This window comes from Ornithinibacillus californiensis (genome assembly GCF_001038485.1).
GTDB classification, from domain to species: Bacteria; Bacillota; Bacilli; order Bacillales; family Amphibacillaceae; genus Ornithinibacillus; species Ornithinibacillus californiensis.
This window is the reverse complement of record NZ_LDUE01000068.1, coordinates 65,739-83,485: the sequence shown is the minus strand read 5'-3', so window position 1 is coordinate 83,485 and position 17,747 is coordinate 65,739. Positions and strand designations below refer to the sequence as shown.

16 protein-coding genes, 1 pseudogene and 1 other annotated feature are annotated in these 17,747 nt (G+C 35.7%); of the genes and pseudogenes, 15 read left to right on the top strand and 2 right to left on the bottom strand.

Going from position 1 to position 17,747, the window contains the following annotated elements; translation table 11 throughout:
- Nucleotides 1-285 precede the first annotated feature (285 nt).
- Nucleotides 286-729: pseudogene (locus TE34_RS18955) on the top strand (HIT family protein).
- Nucleotides 729-1,544, top strand: a complete 816-nt coding sequence (locus tag TE34_RS18950) for a protein phosphatase 2C domain-containing protein (RefSeq protein ID WP_047986382.1) — start codon at nt 729-731, stop codon at nt 1,542-1,544. Before TE34_RS18955 ends, TE34_RS18950 begins: the two are co-directional and overlap by 1 nt.
- A 145-nt stretch (nt 1,545-1,689) precedes the next feature.
- Here TE34_RS18950 and TE34_RS18945 read toward each other — a convergent pair whose 3' ends face one another.
- Together TE34_RS18945 and TE34_RS18940 are read right to left on the bottom strand one after the other, a co-directional pair.
- The gene (locus tag TE34_RS18945) at nt 1,690-2,352 is read right to left on the bottom strand and encodes an RsfA family transcriptional regulator (RefSeq protein ID WP_047986381.1); all 663 of its coding nucleotides are present in this window, start codon (nt 2,350-2,352) and stop codon (nt 1,690-1,692) included.
- A 298-nt stretch (nt 2,353-2,650) separates the two neighbouring features.
- Entirely contained in the window at nt 2,651-3,931 is a 1,281-nt protein-coding gene (locus tag TE34_RS18940) for a replication-associated recombination protein A (RefSeq protein WP_047986380.1), read from the bottom strand.
- Between the two features lie 180 nt (nt 3,932-4,111).
- Here TE34_RS18940 and cymR point away from each other — a divergent pair, with 180 nt between their 5' ends.
- The 13 genes from cymR (at nt 4,112) to TE34_RS18875 (ending at nt 17,744) form a co-directional block, all read left to right on the top strand.
- Nucleotides 4,112-4,531: a cysteine metabolism transcriptional regulator CymR gene (cymR, locus tag TE34_RS18935; RefSeq protein ID WP_047986379.1), complete on the top strand. Its 420-nt coding sequence runs from the start codon at nt 4,112-4,114 to the stop codon at nt 4,529-4,531.
- A 30-nt stretch (nt 4,532-4,561) separates the two neighbouring features.
- Complete coding sequence (locus tag TE34_RS18930; protein WP_047986378.1) at nt 4,562-5,704, top strand: cysteine desulfurase family protein; 1,143 nt, start codon at nt 4,562-4,564, stop codon at nt 5,702-5,704.
- A gap of 10 nt (nt 5,705-5,714) precedes the next feature.
- Nucleotides 5,715-6,827 carry a tRNA 2-thiouridine(34) synthase MnmA gene (mnmA, locus tag TE34_RS18925; protein ID WP_047986377.1) on the top strand — a complete coding sequence of 371 codons (1,113 nt, stop codon included), beginning with the start codon at nt 5,715-5,717 and terminating at the stop codon, nt 6,825-6,827.
- Between the two features lie 27 nt (nt 6,828-6,854).
- On the top strand, nt 6,855-7,511 hold the full coding sequence (locus tag TE34_RS18920; RefSeq protein WP_047986376.1) for a tetratricopeptide repeat protein: 657 nt from the start codon (nt 6,855-6,857) through the stop codon (nt 7,509-7,511).
- 28 nt (nt 7,512-7,539) lie between these two features.
- Complete coding sequence (recD2, locus tag TE34_RS18915; protein ID WP_047986375.1) at nt 7,540-9,867, top strand: SF1B family DNA helicase RecD2; 2,328 nt, start codon at nt 7,540-7,542, stop codon at nt 9,865-9,867.
- A 73-nt stretch (nt 9,868-9,940) separates the two neighbouring features.
- Nucleotides 9,941-10,135 (top strand): hypothetical protein, encoded by a 195-nt coding sequence (locus TE34_RS18910; RefSeq protein ID WP_047986374.1) that lies wholly within the window; start codon nt 9,941-9,943, stop codon nt 10,133-10,135.
- 47 nt (nt 10,136-10,182) lie between these two features.
- Nucleotides 10,183-11,250, top strand: coding sequence for an AI-2E family transporter (locus tag TE34_RS18905; protein ID WP_047986373.1), 1,068 nt, complete (start codon nt 10,183-10,185; stop codon nt 11,248-11,250).
- Nucleotides 11,251-11,291: 41 nt separating this feature from the next.
- Nucleotides 11,292-11,495, top strand: a binding site (T-box leader).
- A gap of 124 nt (nt 11,496-11,619) precedes the next feature.
- Nucleotides 11,620-14,262 (top strand): alanine--tRNA ligase, encoded by a 2,643-nt coding sequence (gene alaS, locus TE34_RS18900; protein WP_047986372.1) that lies wholly within the window; start codon nt 11,620-11,622, stop codon nt 14,260-14,262.
- Between the two features lie 238 nt (nt 14,263-14,500).
- Entirely contained in the window at nt 14,501-14,770 is a 270-nt protein-coding gene (locus tag TE34_RS18895; RefSeq protein WP_047986371.1) for an IreB family regulatory phosphoprotein, read from the top strand.
- Complete coding sequence (ruvX, locus tag TE34_RS18890) at nt 14,771-15,184, top strand: Holliday junction resolvase RuvX (protein ID WP_047986370.1); 414 nt, start codon at nt 14,771-14,773, stop codon at nt 15,182-15,184.
- A gap of 16 nt (nt 15,185-15,200) precedes the next feature.
- The gene (locus TE34_RS18885; protein WP_047986369.1) at nt 15,201-15,485 is read left to right on the top strand and encodes a DUF1292 domain-containing protein; all 285 of its coding nucleotides are present in this window, start codon (nt 15,201-15,203) and stop codon (nt 15,483-15,485) included.
- Between the two features lie 401 nt (nt 15,486-15,886).
- The gene (gene mltG / locus TE34_RS18880) at nt 15,887-17,002 is read left to right on the top strand and encodes an endolytic transglycosylase MltG (RefSeq protein WP_047986368.1); all 1,116 of its coding nucleotides are present in this window, start codon (nt 15,887-15,889) and stop codon (nt 17,000-17,002) included.
- Between the two features lie 103 nt (nt 17,003-17,105).
- Nucleotides 17,106-17,744, top strand: coding sequence for an O-methyltransferase (locus TE34_RS18875; RefSeq protein WP_047986367.1), 639 nt, complete (start codon nt 17,106-17,108; stop codon nt 17,742-17,744).
- Nucleotides 17,745-17,747: the final 3 nt, after the last annotated feature.

Here is a 17,747-nt window from a genome sequence, read left to right as displayed (position 1 = left end):
CAACATACTTAAACCTGATTCAAAAATGAAAGTGAAGAAGCTCGGTTTTTGATACGGATTCAATGATCCCTGAGGCTGATCGAGCTTTCTTTCACTTCTCACTATAACTCTAAAAAGAAAAATAGTGGGCAAAATCATCCGTCGATGATCTTACCCACTAATCTTAGTATGTTTTTTTGTCTAAAATTTAATTTTGAAAATTCATAATCTCATCAAAAAGTGTTCCCAAAAGTTCTAAGATAATATATAATCGGAATAATTTTTAAAGGCGTTGGGGGGATAGAGGTGGAGGATTGCTTTATTTGTAATAAGCATGCAGGAGTGGTTGAAACTGCAGGAGTGACGATTTATGAAGATGAATTGGTCTATGTTGGCCATATCGATAAGAACGGTGAGCCAAACTATTTAGGACATATTATGATTGATTTAAAAAGGCATGCATCGACACTCGGTGATATGACAATAGAAGAAGCAGAAAGATTTGGCTTAACGATGGCACGAGTGAGCAAAGCATTAATGCAATCTGAAGGAGCCGAACACGTTTATTCATTAGTATCAGGAAACTCAGTTCCCCATCTACATATGCATTTAGTTGCTCGCTATCCCAATACACCAGAAGATTATTGGGGACCGATGGCTGTTTATGATTGAGAAGATGCTCCAATGGGTAATAACAGAGAAGTAGTCCATCTTTGTAATCGAATGAAAGAATACTTGGAGAGTAAGTGATGGAAAGTCTAAGGAATGTTACCGAATTCTCTTGGGTGGGCAGTCAACAAGATTATGTAGACCAAATTAGCATACAAATGGTAAATCAAGTAGCAGTTGGACGTTTCGGTGGTAATTCAAGTGCGGGACAATATAAGAATGAAGATGGCTGCTTAGTTTGGCTAGATAATCAGGCTAATTGGGAATTTGTTGTCTTGTTAGATGCACATAATTCTGCGGAAAGCGCTGAATTAGTAATAGAGTTATTAAATAAAAATAAATCACGTATCCAGAATCTATTAACTAAATCGTATGAACAAACCATAATCCAAATCGAATCTTTGATAGTTAGTTTATTTAAAGATGAGGAATTCCTATTGAATTGTAGTAAAGTTCAAGGTGAAACAGCATGTTTAATTATTCTTCGAAAGGACAAATATCTTTGGTGGTTTTCCATTGGGGATTGTATATCGCATTTATTTCATCCAGAGCTTGCCAGACTTGGTCAGTATCAATTGAATCAACGGCAGTTCTTTGAATGGGTAGGTCAAGTAAATACATTTGCCCAACCTATTCCTTGCTATAGCACTGGTAGAAGGGAACTTCGTAAAGGTAGAAATAAGATCCTGCTAACAACAGATGGATTAATTGAATGTCCTAATGAACTATTTTCATCACCCTCGATGATATATGAGACAATGGATTCTAGTAAACTTAATGAGGGTATTGTGAAGTTACTTGAAACAATAAAAAATAATAATGTAAGAGATAGCACAACCATTATTTCTTGGGATGTAATTATTACGGATGAAGTGACAATCCCAAGTAATGTTTAGTAAAATTTGTACTACAAATATTGTTTAAGTCTTGAGTAATTTGAAAATAATAGACCAAAAATAAAGGAGCTTACTAAAGCTCCTTTATTTTTTCAACAGTATTATTCTATTTAATTAGCTGCATGCATTTAAAGAATTTTAACTTCTAGTTAGATCCTTGTGCAATTTGCTCTAAATTACCATTTTTGTCCATTCGAAATGCAGGAGCTTTAAATGATCCTTGATCTTCTAACACGGTCATCTTTCTTGCACGGTCCATAATTTGAACAAATACCTTGTAATCTTCTTGTATAGTAACTAGCTCTCTTTTAGTTTCAGCTAATTCTTTTTCTAGTTTAGTAATTTGTTCTTTTAACATTGTGTTTTCTTTTTGTGCATGATCAAGAGATACTTTTGATTGATTAGAAGCATAATAGTCTTTTTTTAGCTGTCCTAGAAACTGAATAACTGTTTCTAAAGTAATTGTAGAAGCAACAGCGCCTGTACTATTATTTTCTTCTTCTGGTGGTACAGTTTCGTAGTTTGGTTGAAACGTAACAATAGACGGTCGACTTGCTTTCTTTACTTTTTCAAGTGCCCGTTTCTTTTCTTTACGTTGTCTTTTTGCTAAATCGATAGCATTAATATACTTTTTCCGAATTTCTGCATTCCAGCGAAACCCGCAAGCTGCTGAGGTGCGGTTTAATTTATCGCCAACTTCCTCAAAAGCGTTTAATTGTGTACTACCTTCTCTGATATGACGTAATACAGTTTCTGCGAGTAATAGGTCATCCTCGTGTGACCAAGCATCCTGTCTTACTTTAGTCATGTTCGTTTCATCTCCTTTTTCAGTAACTACTTAATGAATCAATAGATTTAATAACTAGTATTTTTTGTTCATAAAAAGTCAGTTCATTAGATAGACAGTTAAACTCGACTCTTTTGGTAATTTCCTTTTCAATAGTTTAGACGGTAGATGCTATTTTTATACGTTTGAGAAATATAAAATTTGTAGTAAATTTATTGGAAGGGGGGAGTTAGTTTGATTAAAAAAACTAGGCACCAAATAGGTTACCTAGTTTTCTAATAAAATTTGATAGCAGATACAGTTAAGAAAGTAATTTCTTCTATAGACTCTTTTTCTCTTTTAATATTTTTTCATACACTTGTTTCATAGCTTGTTCAAACTTTCCTGTGTCCTTTGGTTTATAGTATTGTTTGTTTTTTATTGAGTCTGGTAAATATTGTTGGTTTACCCAACCACCAGGATAATCGTGGGGATATTTATAATCGACCCCTCTACCTAAGCTGCTTGCTCCCTGGTAATGAGAATCCTTAAGATGATTTGGAATTTCTCCGCTTTTTCCACTACGGATATCTGCTAATGCCGAATCAAGTGCACGATAAGCAGAATTTGACTTAGGTGATAAGCATAATTCTACAATAGCTACTGAAAGAGGGATCCTTGCTTCAGGAAAGCCTAATCGCTCTGCAGCTTGTACCGCTGCTACCGCGCGAGGACCAGCTTGTGGATTTGCAAGCCCAATATCCTCATATGCAATGACAATCATTCTTCTAGCTATAGAATCCAAGTCGCCAGCCTCAATTAATCTACCTAAATAGTGAAGAGCACCATCAACGTCACTACCTCGTATTGATTTTTGAAAAGCTGACAATACATCGTAATGAGCATCTCCATCTTTGTCATGGGAAAAGCTTTTACGCTGCATACATTCTTCAGCAACTTCTAAATCTATCACTATTTCATTATTCGTATTCTTAGGAGTAGATGCAACGGCGAGTTCTAGTCCATTTAGTGCGGAGCGCATATCACCGGCTGAGCTACTAGACAAATGGTTTAAGGCTTCTTCAGTAAGAATAATCTCCTCATTTCCATAACCATTCTCCATATCAGTTATTGCTCTTTGGATTGCTTTTTTAACGTCAATGGGAGTTAAAGCTTTCAGTTCAAATATATGGCAGCGACTTCGAATGGCTGGATTAATAGCGTGGTAGGGATTACTCGTTGTACATCCAATCATCGTAATTAGGTTACTTTCTAGATGAGGAAGGAGAAAATCTTGTTTAGCTTTATCCAGTCGATGAACCTCATCTAAAATTAGCACCAAAGAACCGGACATTTTCGCTTCTTCCACGACAATTTCCATATCCTTTTTCTTATCCACAACAGCATTCAGTGTTCTAACTTGAAGCTTTAGGGTCTTTGCTAAAGCTGTTGCCATTGAGGTTTTCCCCGTACCTGGAGGACCGTAAAGAATCATGGATGCAAGCTTACCAGCCTTAACCATTCTAGATAATATTTTTCCTTCTCCAACTAAATGAGCTTGTCCAATAATTTCATTAATATGTGTTGGCCTCATTCGATAGGCGAGTGGTTGATGTTTCATATTCATCGTCCTTTAGGTAAAATAATAGTTTGATAATCTTAGCCTAAGCGTGATTCGTAAAAAATGCAAGAAGACTAACTTCATGCTATAATACCATGTATTTTAAAGTTAACGGTGATAATGGTATAGTTAATATAGAAATAATACGATTGTTTCGTACGGATAAGAGGAGTAAATAAGATGAAAATATCTACAAAAGGTCGTTATGGACTTACCATCATGTTGGAATTAGCACGTAATTACGGGGAAGGACCGATACCATTAAAAACAATTGCAAAGGAAAATAACTTATCAGAACATTATTTAGAACAATTAGCCGCACCTCTCAGGAATGCTGGGTTAATTAAAAGTGTTCGCGGTGCATACGGTGGGTATATCTTACCTAATGAACCTAAGGAGATTAGCGCTGGAGACATTATTCGAGTTCTTGAAGGTCCAATTGCTTTAGTAGAAGGTATTGAGGATGAAGAGCCCGCAAAGCAGGCGCTATGGAGACGAGTAACAGAAGCGATTAAAAATGTTCTTGATACAACTACATTAGAAGATCTTATTAATCACGAGAAAGATGATCCGTTAGAAGGATACATGTTTTACATTTAACGGTCTGGTGTTAGAAAGGAAGAAGATAGAATGGAGCATATTTATTTAGACCATGCTGCAACTACACCTATGCATAAGAAGGTAGTGGAAGCAATGGTTCCAATTTATGAAGATGTATTTGGTAACCCGTCTAGTGTTCACTCTTTTGGAAGAAAAGCAAGACAGTTGCTAGATGAATCTAGAAGTGTTTTGGCTCACAGCATTCAAGCGAATGAAAAAGATATTATTTTTACAAGTGGTGGGACAGAGGCAGACAACCTTGCCTTAATAGGTATTGCAAGAGCGAATAAGCACAAGGGAAATCATATTATTACGACGACTATTGAGCATCATGCAACCCTTCATACTGCGGAATACTTGGAAAAAGAAGGGTTTGAAGTAACCTATCTTCCAGTATACAAGGATGGCAGAGTATCCATTGAAGACTTAGAAAGTGCCCTCACAGATCGTACGATTTTAGTATCCGTAATGTATGTGAATAATGAGACGGGAATCATCCAACCGATAAAAGAGATTGGGGATGTTCTGAAAAGTCATCAAGCCTACTTCCATACCGATGCAGTTCAAGCATATGGAACATTGAGATTAGATGTGAAAGAACTTGGAGTTGATTTACTATCTACTTCTGCCCACAAAATAAACGGTCCTAAAGGGATTGGTTTTTTATATGCTAAGGAAGGGATAAAGCTTAATGCCCTGCAATTTGGTGGAGAGCAGGAGCGTAAACGTAGGCCAGGTACGGAAAATGTAGTAGGTGTCTTCGGATTCAAGACAGCTGTTGAACTAATGCTTGAAGAAAGGGAAAAACGGAATACTAACTATGAGCATTTTAAACAGCAGTTTCTTCAAGTATTAGATGAAGAAGGAATCGAATTTAATGTGAATGGTGATCTTTCAAACACTATTCCTTCTATAGTAAATATAAGTTTTCCAGGAACAAACGTAGAAAAATTACTAGCAAATTTTGATTTGTCAGGTGTAGCAGCTTCAAGCGGAAGTGCTTGTACGGCAGGATCTGTAGAGCCGTCTCATGTGTTATCAGCAATTTATGGTGAAAATAATCCTTGTACAACGAACTCGATACGCTTTAGTTTTGGTTCGGCTAACACGAATGAGAATGTTGTAGATGCTGCACATCGAATTACAAAAATAATAAAGCGATTAGTAAAGTAAGGTGGTAATGATGAAAGATAACAAAGATATACGTGTAGTAGTAGGAATGAGTGGTGGAGTTGACTCGTCAGTAGCAGCATTGCTCTTGAAGGAACAAGGCTATGATGTAGTCGGCATATTTATGAAAAACTGGGATGATACAGATGAATTTGGCGTATGTACAGCAACAGAAGATTTTGAAGATGTTGTTCGAGTATGTAATCAGCTAGATATTCCGTATTACTCTGTAAACTTTGAAAAACAATACTGGGATAAAGTATTTACGTATTTCCTAGATGAATATAAGGCTGGGAGAACTCCTAACCCAGATGTCATGTGTAATAAGGAAATTAAATTTAAAGCCTTCCTAGATTATGCGGTTGATTTGGGCGCTGATTACCTTGCAACTGGGCACTACGCTCAAGTGCGAGAGAACAATGGAAAATATGAAATGCTACGTGGGATAGATTCCAATAAAGATCAAACGTATTTTCTAAATCAACTCACTAGTGACATCTTAGAAAAAGTAATGTTCCCATTAGGTCACTTACCAAAATCTAAAGTGCGAGAGATTGCAATGGAACATGGATTAGCGACGGCAACGAAGAAGGATAGTACTGGAATTTGCTTTATCGGTGAACGGAATTTCAAGGAGTTCTTAAGTGAATATTTGCCTGCACAACCAGGTCAAATGCAAACGCTTGATGGTGAAGTGAAGGGTAAGCATGATGGTCTAATGTACTATACAATTGGACAACGACAAGGACTTGGTATTGGTGGTTCTGGTGATCCATGGTTCGTCGTAGGTAAGAATTTAAAAGATAATATCTTGTATGTAGAACAAGGATTCAGTAATGATTATTTGTTCTCAGATGAATTAGTTGCAACAGATATGAACTGGATTAACCCAGAAGATATTAAAGATACATTTACTTGTACAGCTAAATTCCGCTATCGTCAGGATGACAGTGGTGTGACCGTAAATGTTTTAGAAGACGGTACTGTAAGAGTAGTATTTGATGAAAGTCAACGTGCCATTACACCAGGTCAAGCAGTCGTATTTTATGATGGTGAAGTATGCCTTGGTGGGGGAACGATTGATAAGATAATCAAACAGAATCACGTATTAGATTATGTAGGATAAGCAAGGTTTTTCTAAAGGAGTAAGAAAATGAATAAAATTGCAGAAGCAGTAGAGTTAATGAAGGATAATAAGTATGAGGAAGCTGCGGATCTATTTAATGAATATATAGAAGAAAATCCAAATGATCCAGTTGGGTTTATCAATTTTGGTAATCTTTTATTACATCTAAGTGATCATGATAGAGCTGTTAATTTTTTTGAAAAAGCGATCACACTAGATAGCAAAGCAGCTACAGCTTTTTATGGATTAGGTAATGTTTATTATGAAAGAGAAGATTTCCCAAAGGCACAACAAAACTTTTTAGAGGCAATTAAACATGGGTTAGAGGAAGCTGACGTCTATTTTATGCTCGGTATGTCGCACCAAAATCAGCAACAATTTAAGCTTGCTCTACCATACTTATTACGAGCAAGTGAGTTAACACCAAGTGATGAAGAAGTCCTCTTTCAATATGGTCTGGCATTAGCACAAAGTGATTTACTAACTGATGCAAAGAAAGTGTTTGAATTAGTTATAGAATTAAACGTTAAACATAGTGATGCGTTATATAATCTAGGAGTTATCGCCATGTTTGAAGAAGATGCGACTAGTGCGATAAATTATTTTAATCAAGCATTAGAATATAATCCTGACCATGTATTAGCAGCCAATGGGAAGCGGGTAGTAGAAGAAGCATTACACTAGTAGTTCGAGAATTGTGAGGGTATTTAGCATGGACAATGGGCAAAAAATAGCAGTAGAAGAGAATTACGTTAAGGGTGAGCTACTTTACACCATTTTTCATAATGATGTAGAGCATTTTTCCATTGCAAAAGTAAAAGTACTAGATACTAATGTAACCTTTGAAGAGAAGGAAATAGTAGTAAAGGGTTATTTTTCACAATTACAGGAAGGAACTGTTTATAAGTTTCTTGGGCAACTAGAAAAGCACCCGAAGTATGGACAACAATATAACGTAACTTCGTATCAGACCTTTCTACCAGATACCAAAGATGGTTTAATTGCTTACCTATCTAGTGACTTGTTCTATGGAATCGGAAAGAGGACGGCCAAAAAAGTTGTTGACTATTTAGGTGAATCAGTAGTTTCAAAAATCTTAAACGATCCTAATGTCTTGGATAATGTCCCCGGTTTAAAAAAGGAATCTATAGCAACTATCGTTAAGACCATTCATGAAAATCAAGGTTTTGAACATGTTGTCGTTCATTTGTCTAAATATAATATTGGGTTAAAGATAGCCCAAAAAGTATATGTTCAATATAAAGATGAAGCAATTAATATACTACAAGACGACCCTTACCGTTTTGTATTTGATATTGAAGGATTCGGGTTTCAAACAGCAGACGAAATTGCCAAGAAGAATGGTATCTCTTTATCCAGTCCTAACCGAATTGGGGCTGGATGTATTTACATATTGCAAAAGAGTGTTCAGGATGGCCATGTATTCTTACCATTAGATCAGTGTCTTGCAGAAATTGGATCCTTATTAAGAGGTCCAGGACAAGAATTAACACAGGAAGAAATCTCAGCTGTTCTTGAAGAGTTAAACAAAGAAAAGAAAGTCATTTTGTATAACGGAAATGTCTATCTACCTACACTTTACTATGCTGAAGATGGCTTTGCTTCCAGTATTAAGCGACTTATTTCAAGTGACATGGAGGATGAGACTACTTTAGCAGATTTGATGAAGATAATTGGCAAAATAGAAGAAGAAGAAATTCTAAGTTATGGAAAAGAACAATTTGCAGCAATCGAGCAAGCATTAAAGTCAAAGCTAATGATCTTAACAGGTGGACCAGGCACAGGAAAAACGACAGTTATAAAAGGTATCATTAAGGCATATGCAGCCATCCATAAAGTTTCCATTGATCCAGATGATTATCAATACAAAAAGGATTTCCCCTTTGTATTAACAGCCCCTACAGGTAGAGCAGCAAAAAGGTTAACTGAATCTACAGGCTTACCAGCTTTAACTATTCACCGATTGCTAGGATGGAATGGTAGTGATGGATTCGAAAAAGATGAACATGAGCAGTTAAATGGTAAGTATCTAATCATTGATGAGTTTTCTATGGTTGATATTTGGCTAGCAAATAACCTATTTAAGGCTATTCCAACCGATATGCAAGTTTTAATTGTTGGGGATGAAGACCAGCTTCCTTCAGTCGGACCAGGACAGGTATTAACGGATTTATTGGAAAACCAACAAATACAAAAAGTAAGCCTTCATGAAGTGTATAGACAAAAAGAAGGATCGAAAATCATTCAACTTGCCCATGGTATAAAAAATGAGACATTTTCTACTGATTTTTTAACCAATGATAAGGATTTCAGCTTTATTAATTGTCGCGAGCATCAGGTGGTTGAGGTTATTACAAAAGTATTTGAAAAAGCCTTAAACAAAGGACTTGATGTTAAAGATATTCAAGTATTAGCTCCGATGTATAAGTCTCAGGCAGGAATTACTGCTATTAATCATGCGCTTCAAGAATTAATCAATCCTAGAAGTAAAGGTAAAAGGGAAGTTAAAACAGCCGATGGTGTATTCCGAATAGGTGATAAAGTCATACAGCTTGTCAATCAACCAGAAGATCAAGTGTTTAATGGTGATATAGGTGAAGTAGTTGCTATTTTTCGAGAGAATGAGAATACAGAAAATGTGGAGCAATTGGTAGTTTCCTTTGATGAACGGGAAGTTGTATATGAGCGGAAAGACTATATTAATTTAATGCTAGCATATTGTATTTCTATTCATAAATCACAAGGAAGTGAATTTCCAATTGTAATCCTTCCGGTTGTATCTGCTTATCATCGAATGCTAAGAAAAAATCTACTATACACAGGGATTACTAGAGGGCAGAAGTCACTAATTCTATGTGGAGAGAAGCAGAGTTTCTATCACGGGATACAAACAATTGATACAAATAAACGCTACACCTCGCTGAAGGAGTTATTGGCAGAGCGACTTGAAAATCTAGATATTCAAGTTGATCATTCGCTAGATGAAGAAGATGAAATTTCTCCTTATGATTTCATGTGATTAGGTATATTTTGGGATAATCGGGAAACTATAACATAATACTAATATTATTTATCAGGAGAGATTAGTATTCATGTTAATGCGATGTCCTAATTGTAGCAGCAAAGATATAGGGAAAATAGGATCACAACAATTCTATTGTTGGAATTGCTTCGTAGAAATGTCTGTATCTGGAAACGAATTAACCGTTCACCAAGTTGAGGCTGATGGTAGCTTAAGTTCACTTAATGATTTATTTACAGAGGAAGAGAGAAAACTAGAATGGTAACCCTTTTGTTTTGGACTTGAATATTCATCACTTAAGGGGTGTATCGAATGCTTCCTCAAAATAAATCAAATAATTTTCTCTATTGGATTATCACTGGAATATTTGTATTTCTGTTTATCTATTTGTTAGTAAAGCTTTTTCCATATTATAAAGCTTTTTTTTCTTTTCTTTGGCATTTAACGGCACCTTTTTTAATTGCTTGTATCATAGCTTACTTATTGTATCCTATTGTCCAAAAGATTCATCAATACAACATTCCTAGAAGTATAGCGATACTATTTATTTACTTATTCTTTTTCGGTGGTGTAGGTTATTTGATCTATCGGGTATATCCAGCTGCAGTGGTGCAATTAAGGGATTTAGACGAATATCTACCACAATTAGTAGCGATGTACCAAGATATCATCTATCAGTTATATGCGTCTACCTCGTTTTTACCTGAAACCGTACATGATAAAATTGATGAAACTATTCGGTCCATCGAGCTTTCTATTGACACGTTGATTGGACAATTAATTGGTGGCGTAACAAAGATTATTGACTTTATAGTGATCATAACAGTAATTCCTGTCCTTGTATTTTATTTTCTAAAGGATTATGAGAAGATTAAAGGATACGTAAAAAATTCACTTCCTAAGAAATATAGGAAATCTTCTAGTAACCTAGTCCATGCAATTGATGAGGGATTAGGTGGTTATATTCGGGGGCAGTTATTAGTCTGTTTGTTTGTTGCTATTACAAGCTACATTACCTTTCAATTTTTAGGGTTGAAGTATGCTCTTTTATTAGCAATATTTATGGGCCTGATGAATATTATTCCATACTTTGGTCCAATTATTGGGGCTGTGCCAGCAGTACTAATTGCTTTGACAATATCGGGGAAAATGGTTCTTTTCGTTTTAATTGGCGTTTTTGTCATTCAATTAATAGAAAGTAATCTCTTATCACCATATATTGTTGGTAGAAGTATTAGAATCCACCCTGTTGCCATTATCTTTGCGCTTTTGCTTGGTGGTAAGTTAGGTGGTGTATTAGGGATGGTACTTGCTGTCCCCACACTAACCATCCTAAGGGTAATTATCAAACATAGTTGGATTATGATTAGACAAAATTGACTTTTTGAATAAAGTTAACTATAATATCGCTATCAATAGTATTTAACACGATGAAGGCACTGAGTACGTGGCAATCGATTTGTAGAGAGAGATTTCCTTAGGCTGAAAGAAATCTTAAATTAGAACCATGGAAAGCTATGCCTGAGTACGGCTAATTCCCGTCGGTTTCAAACCGTTATCATGCTGAAGGTGATGGATAAACAGTCCATAATAAGGGTGGTACCGCGATTAATCTCGTCCCTGCAATGTTGCAGAGAGGGGATTTTTTTATTTGCTAATTTTCTTCTTTAAAAGGAATTAGTAGGTAGTTCACTGAGTTAGGACGCTTTATTAAAAGTAATAGCTGTAAACAAAAAAGGAGGATATAGCATGAAAAAATTAACATCTGCTCAAATTAGACAAATGTACTTGGACTTCTTTCAAGAAAAGGGACATAAGGTGGAGCCAAGTGCATCATTAGTTCCACAAGATGATCCAACTTTATTATGGATAAATAGTGGGGTTGCAACATTAAAAAAGTACTTTGATGGCCGTGTAATACCAGAAAATCCACGTATCGTAAATGCACAAAAGTCTATTCGCACAAATGATATTGAAAACGTAGGATACACTGCTAGACACCATACTTTCTTTGAAATGTTAGGTAATTTCTCCATTGGCGATTATTTCAAAAAAGAAGCGATTGAGTTTGCTTGGGAATTTCTAACGAGTGATAAATGGTTAGGTTTAGATCCAGAAAAATTATCAGTAACAGTACACCCTGAAGATGATGAAGCATATGATATGTGGTTAAATGACATTAAACTTCCTAAGGAAAGAATTATCCGTTTAGAAGAAAACTTCTGGGATATTGGTGAAGGTCCAAGTGGTCCTAATACTGAAATTTTCTATGATCGTGGAGAAAGTTATGGTAACAACCAAGATGACCCAGAATTATATCCTGGTGGTGAAAACGATAGATACTTAGAAATATGGAACCTAGTATTTTCCCAATTTAACCATAATCCAGATGACACGTATACACCACTACCGAAGAAAAATATTGATACGGGCATGGGATTAGAACGGATTGTATCTGTTATTCAAGATGTACCTACGAACTTTGAAACAGATTTATTTATGCCTATTATAAAGAAAACGGAACAATTAACTAACGTGAAATATGGGGCAGATAAAGCGAGTGATACCGCTTATAAAGTTATTGCCGATCATATTAGAACGGTAAGTTTTGCTATAAGTGATGGGGCATTACCTTCTAATGATGGAAGAGGATATGTTCTAAGACGTTTAATTCGTCGTGCAGTCCGTTTTGCAAAGGAAATCGGCATAGAAAAGCCATTTATGTTTGAACTAGTTTCAACAGTTGGTGAAATAATGAAAGATTTTTACCCAACGGTTCTAAAACAACATGACTTTATCCAAAATATCATAAAGGTAGAAGAAGAAAGATTCCATGAAACACTGAATGATGGGCTAGATATTCTTACTTCTATTATTGAAAAAGAAAAAGCTAAAAAATCCACTGTTTTTCCTGGTGAAGAAGTATTCCGACTTTATGACACATACGGATTTCCTAAAGAATTAACCGCAGAATATGTAGAGGAACTAGGATTTACGGTTGATGAGGAAGGCTATGAACTAGAAATGGAAAAACAACGAGAGCGTGCAAGAAGTGCTCGACAAAAAGTAGATTCCATGCATGTTCAGGATGAGGTATTAGGTAAACTAGACATTGTTAGTGAGTTTATTGGCTACGAAACATTAGAGGTTGATACACAAATAGTAGCTATGATAAGAGATGGCGAACTGGTAGATAGTGCAAAAAAAGGAGAAGAAGTGTTAGTCTTTCTTAAAGAAACACCGTTTTACGCAGAAAGTGGTGGTCAAGTTGCTGACCAAGGAACTATCTCTAGTTCAACCGCAACTGTATCAGTGAAGGATGTTAAAAAGTCTCCTAAAGGACAAAATATTCAACGTGTACTTGTCGAAGATGGTGAATTACTGGTAAAAGATACGGTGAGAGCAATCGTAGAGATCGATTCTCGTAATTTAATCATTAAGAATCATACAGCAACCCATTTATTACATCAAGCTTTGAAGGATGTACTTGGTACGCATGTAAACCAAGCAGGTTCTTTAGTAGCACCAGATCGCTTGCGCTTTGACTTCTCACACTTTAGCGCAGTCTCAGCAGATGAGCTAAATCAAATAGAGAAGATTGTTAATGAAAAGATTTGGGAGTCTATTTCACTAGATATTAGCTACAAGAGTTTGTCTGAAGCAAAAGAAATGGGAGCAATGGCTCTCTTCGGTGAGAAATATGGAGAGGTCGTTCGTGTCGTTCAAATTGGTGGGTATAGCCTTGAATTATGTGGTGGATGTCATGTTCGTAATACATCAGAGATCGGTTTATTTAAGATTGTGTCTGAAGGTGGTATTGGTGCAGGAACTCGCCGTATTGAGGCTGTGACTAGTAAACAAGCATATGCATTCTTATCAGACAAAGTAAATCTACTACAGCAGACAGCTCAACTTGTAAAAGTTAGTGATGATAAGGTACCAGAGCGAATCGAGTCACTCTTCCAAGAGATTAAATCATTACAAAAGGAAAATGAGTCGTTAAGTGCTAAGCTTTCAAATCTAGAAGCATCATCTATTATTGACCAAGTAGTAGAAATCGCAGGGGTATCAGTCCTAGCACAGAAAGTAAATGTGAAGGATATGAACCAATTGAGAACAATGGTAGATGAGTTGAAACAAAAACTTGGTTCTGCGATAATCTTGTTAGCTACAGAAAGTGACAATAAGGTTCAGCTTGCAGCTGGTGTATCTAAAGATTTAATTGATAGAGGTTTACATGCTGGTAACTTAATTAAACGAGCTGCACAGCTTTGCGGTGGCGGTGGCGGTGGACGCCCAGACATGGCACAAGCAGGTGGTAAAGATGCTAGTAAAATTAAAGACGCTTTAGAGTTTACGAAAGAATATGTAGAGACTAACTTAAAAGGATAAGCCAACCACTTATCTTGAACTGTATATATTATACTAAGTTGATTGTTTTAAGTTTTTATAAAGAAATTAAACAAACAATATACTCTGAGCGGTTCAAATAGACGGAAAGCGGAGTGTATTTGAACCGCGGTCTGGATACAGGAACTAAAACTCTGTAATATATTTCTAAAATATTATATTAAATCTTTTAAACATGTTAGAATGTATATAGAAACAAATTGTGGAATGAGGTGTCGTGATGAGTTCAATCGATAAAACAATGAAATTCAACTTTTCAGAAGAGCCATTTGATCGAGATATTAAGGAAATTCTGATGACTGTCCATGAGGCACTTCAAGAAAAAGGCTATAATCCAATTAACCAAATCGTCGGATATTTATTATCGGGTGACCCTGCTTATATCCCTAGATATAAAGATGCTAGAAATCTAATTCGCAGAATTGAACGTGATGAAGTGATTGAAGAATTAGTTAAATATTATTTGGAACAGCAGTATAAAGGTCAATAAATGAAAATAATGGGTTTAGATGTTGGCTCTAAAACAATTGGAGTCGCAGTAAGTGATGAATTGGGATGGACAGCTCAAGGCATAACAACGATTAAATGGGATGAAAAAGATATCCAATCTGCAGATAGTCAATTAAAACAAATCATAGAAGAGCATAATATTGAAAAAGCTGTCATTGGGTTACCAAAAAATATGAACGGTACGATAGGAGAACGTGGTGAAGCATCTATGCGTTTCGCAGAACATATAGAAAAGACACACAATCTCCAAACCGTTTTATGGGATGAACGTTTAACGACTATGGCTGCAGAAAGAGTATTACTAGAAGCGGATGTTAGTCGTAAAAAACGTAAAAAGGTAATTGATAAAATGGCAGCAATGATGATATTACAAGGCTATCTTGATCAAAAGTGAAAAGGAGAATTAAATTATGGCAATTGAAGAAAAAGAACGCATTATCATTCCAGACGAAAATGGTGAAGAGCATTTATTTGAGGTATTATTTACTTTCGATGTAGATGACACAGGAAATTCTTACATTGCAGTAGTGCCGGCTGAGCAGCAAGATGACGAGGAAGTAGAAGTTTATGCTTTCCGTTATGATGAAAAAGAAGACGGAGATATTACTTTATTTGCAATTGAATCCGATGAAGAATGGGAAATTGTAGAAGAAATGCTCAATACGCTTGCAGAAGAAGAGGAATTAAACGATTAGCATTATTTTATTCCGATGAGGTTGGGACATAACTCAATCAAGGGTAGTAAAAGACGAACAAGCACTACATTAGCCCCGGAAATATACGGAGACTCCTGTGGGAGGATAGGCATAGGTGAGACCCCGCAAGAGCGTTAGCTCTGAGGAGGCTCACCAGCCGCCCACGGAAAGCGCAGTATATTTCTGGGGCGAGTTATGTGCACTAACAAAATGTTCGATTTTACCTTTGATAGAAATACATTTGTCCCAATCTCTTTTCTTTTGGACTAAAAGGTATTCATATAATAACTTACAAAGATAAGAAAAGGAATTATATAATGCCCTGTTATATTCAAGTAGATTAATCCTAGCGTATCTTGTCTTTTTTTAGTATAATATACCGGATGAGAGGGGGACGATGAATGGCATCAGGTAAAGATAAAGGAAACTTTAAAGATAATTTAATTGCTAGAGGAGAAGAAGCGAGAACTGTTCGTAAAATAGTAGCAATAGTTCTTATCACTCTTATAATTATCCTTGCGGTCAGTGGTATCTCTGGTTATAAGTATGTAAAATCGGCTCTACAACCAGTAGAACCAGGAAATGAGCAAGGTATAGAAATAGAAATTCCTTTAGGTTCTTCCACATCAAGTATTGCTGAAATACTAGAGGAAAATAACTTAATTAAAGATTCGATGATTTTTCGTTTCTATATTAAATTTAAGAATGAATCTGGTTTTCAAGCAGGTAACTATACATTTACTAAATCAATGACCTTTGATGAAATTATAGAATCCCTTAAAAGTGGTCGAATTATTAAAGAACCAGTACTTCGCGTAACGATTCCAGAAGGTTTAACAATTGAGGAAATCGCAGCTATTTACGCAGAAAAATTGCCGATAACAGAAGAGGAATTTCTAGATAAGGTAACTGATCCTAACTATATCAATCAGTTAATCGAACAATATTCTATCTTAACAGAGGATATTCTAAATCCTGAACTTAGATATGCACTGGAAGGTTATTTATTTGCTGCTACGTACGATTTCTATCAAGAAGATCCTTCCGTTGAAGTAGTGATAGAAAATATGTTGAATAAGTCTCAAGCGGTTCTATGGAAGTATATCGATGGTATCAATGAAAGTGGATTGACTATCCATGAGGCTGCAACAATGGCCTCTATTGTCGAAAAGGAAGCTGTTACAGAAGATCAGCGTAAAAAAATTGCGGGGATATTTTACAATCGTCTAGATATTGGTATGCCTCTTCAAACAGACCCGACGGTATTATATGCAATTGGTGGTCATAAAGAAAAGGTGTTATTGTCGGATTTAGAAGTAGAGTCTCCTTTTAATACCTATCATATAAATGGCTTACCTATTGGGCCTATTTCTAATTTCTCAGAAAGCGCATTAGAATCTTCCATAAACCCAGAAGAAACCGCGTTTTTGTATTTCTTACATGATGGGGAAGGGAACATTTATTACTCGGAAACCTTAGAAGAACATAATGCTTATAAAAATCAATATATCAATTAGACAAAGAGGGAGTGTGAATTGTTTTTCACATTTCCCGTTTTTTTGAATTAAATTGGTAAAGACTAGTTATCCTAATAGGATGAGTATAAAAAGAGGGCTAATGATGGAAGAATACTTAACTAACTACTTAATGAAACATCTACCAAGTACAGAACAGTGGGTTAAGGAACTCGAAACCCAGGCGAAAGAAGACCATATACCAATTATGGATCCAGTTGGGATTAATTTTCTTATGCAATTAATTCGGCTTAATAAACCAGGAAAAATTTTAGAAATAGGAGCTGCGATTGGTTATTCTGCATTAAGAATGAACGAAGCAAATCCAGATGCAAGTATTACAACGATTGAGAAAGACGACATAAGATACCAACAAGCTGTTAAGAATATAGCAAATCTCAAAAAAGAATCTAAGATTGAAATCATCCATGGGGATGCTCTAGAAGTGATAAGCAAACTAGGTGAGGATAATCAAACATACAATTGTATCTTTATTGATGCAGCCAAAGGTCAATACAAACGTTTTTTCGAATTATCAATGCCTTTATTAGAAGAAAATGGCATTATTATTTCTGATAATGTATTATTTAGAGGCTATGTCTTAGATCCAAACTTTGAACAGCCACGATATAAAAAGATGGTGGATAAAATAAGGGCATATAATGAATGGCTGGCTAATCATCCAAGCTTTATCACAACAATATTACCTATTGGTGATGGGGTTGCAATTAGTTATAAAAAATAGAAA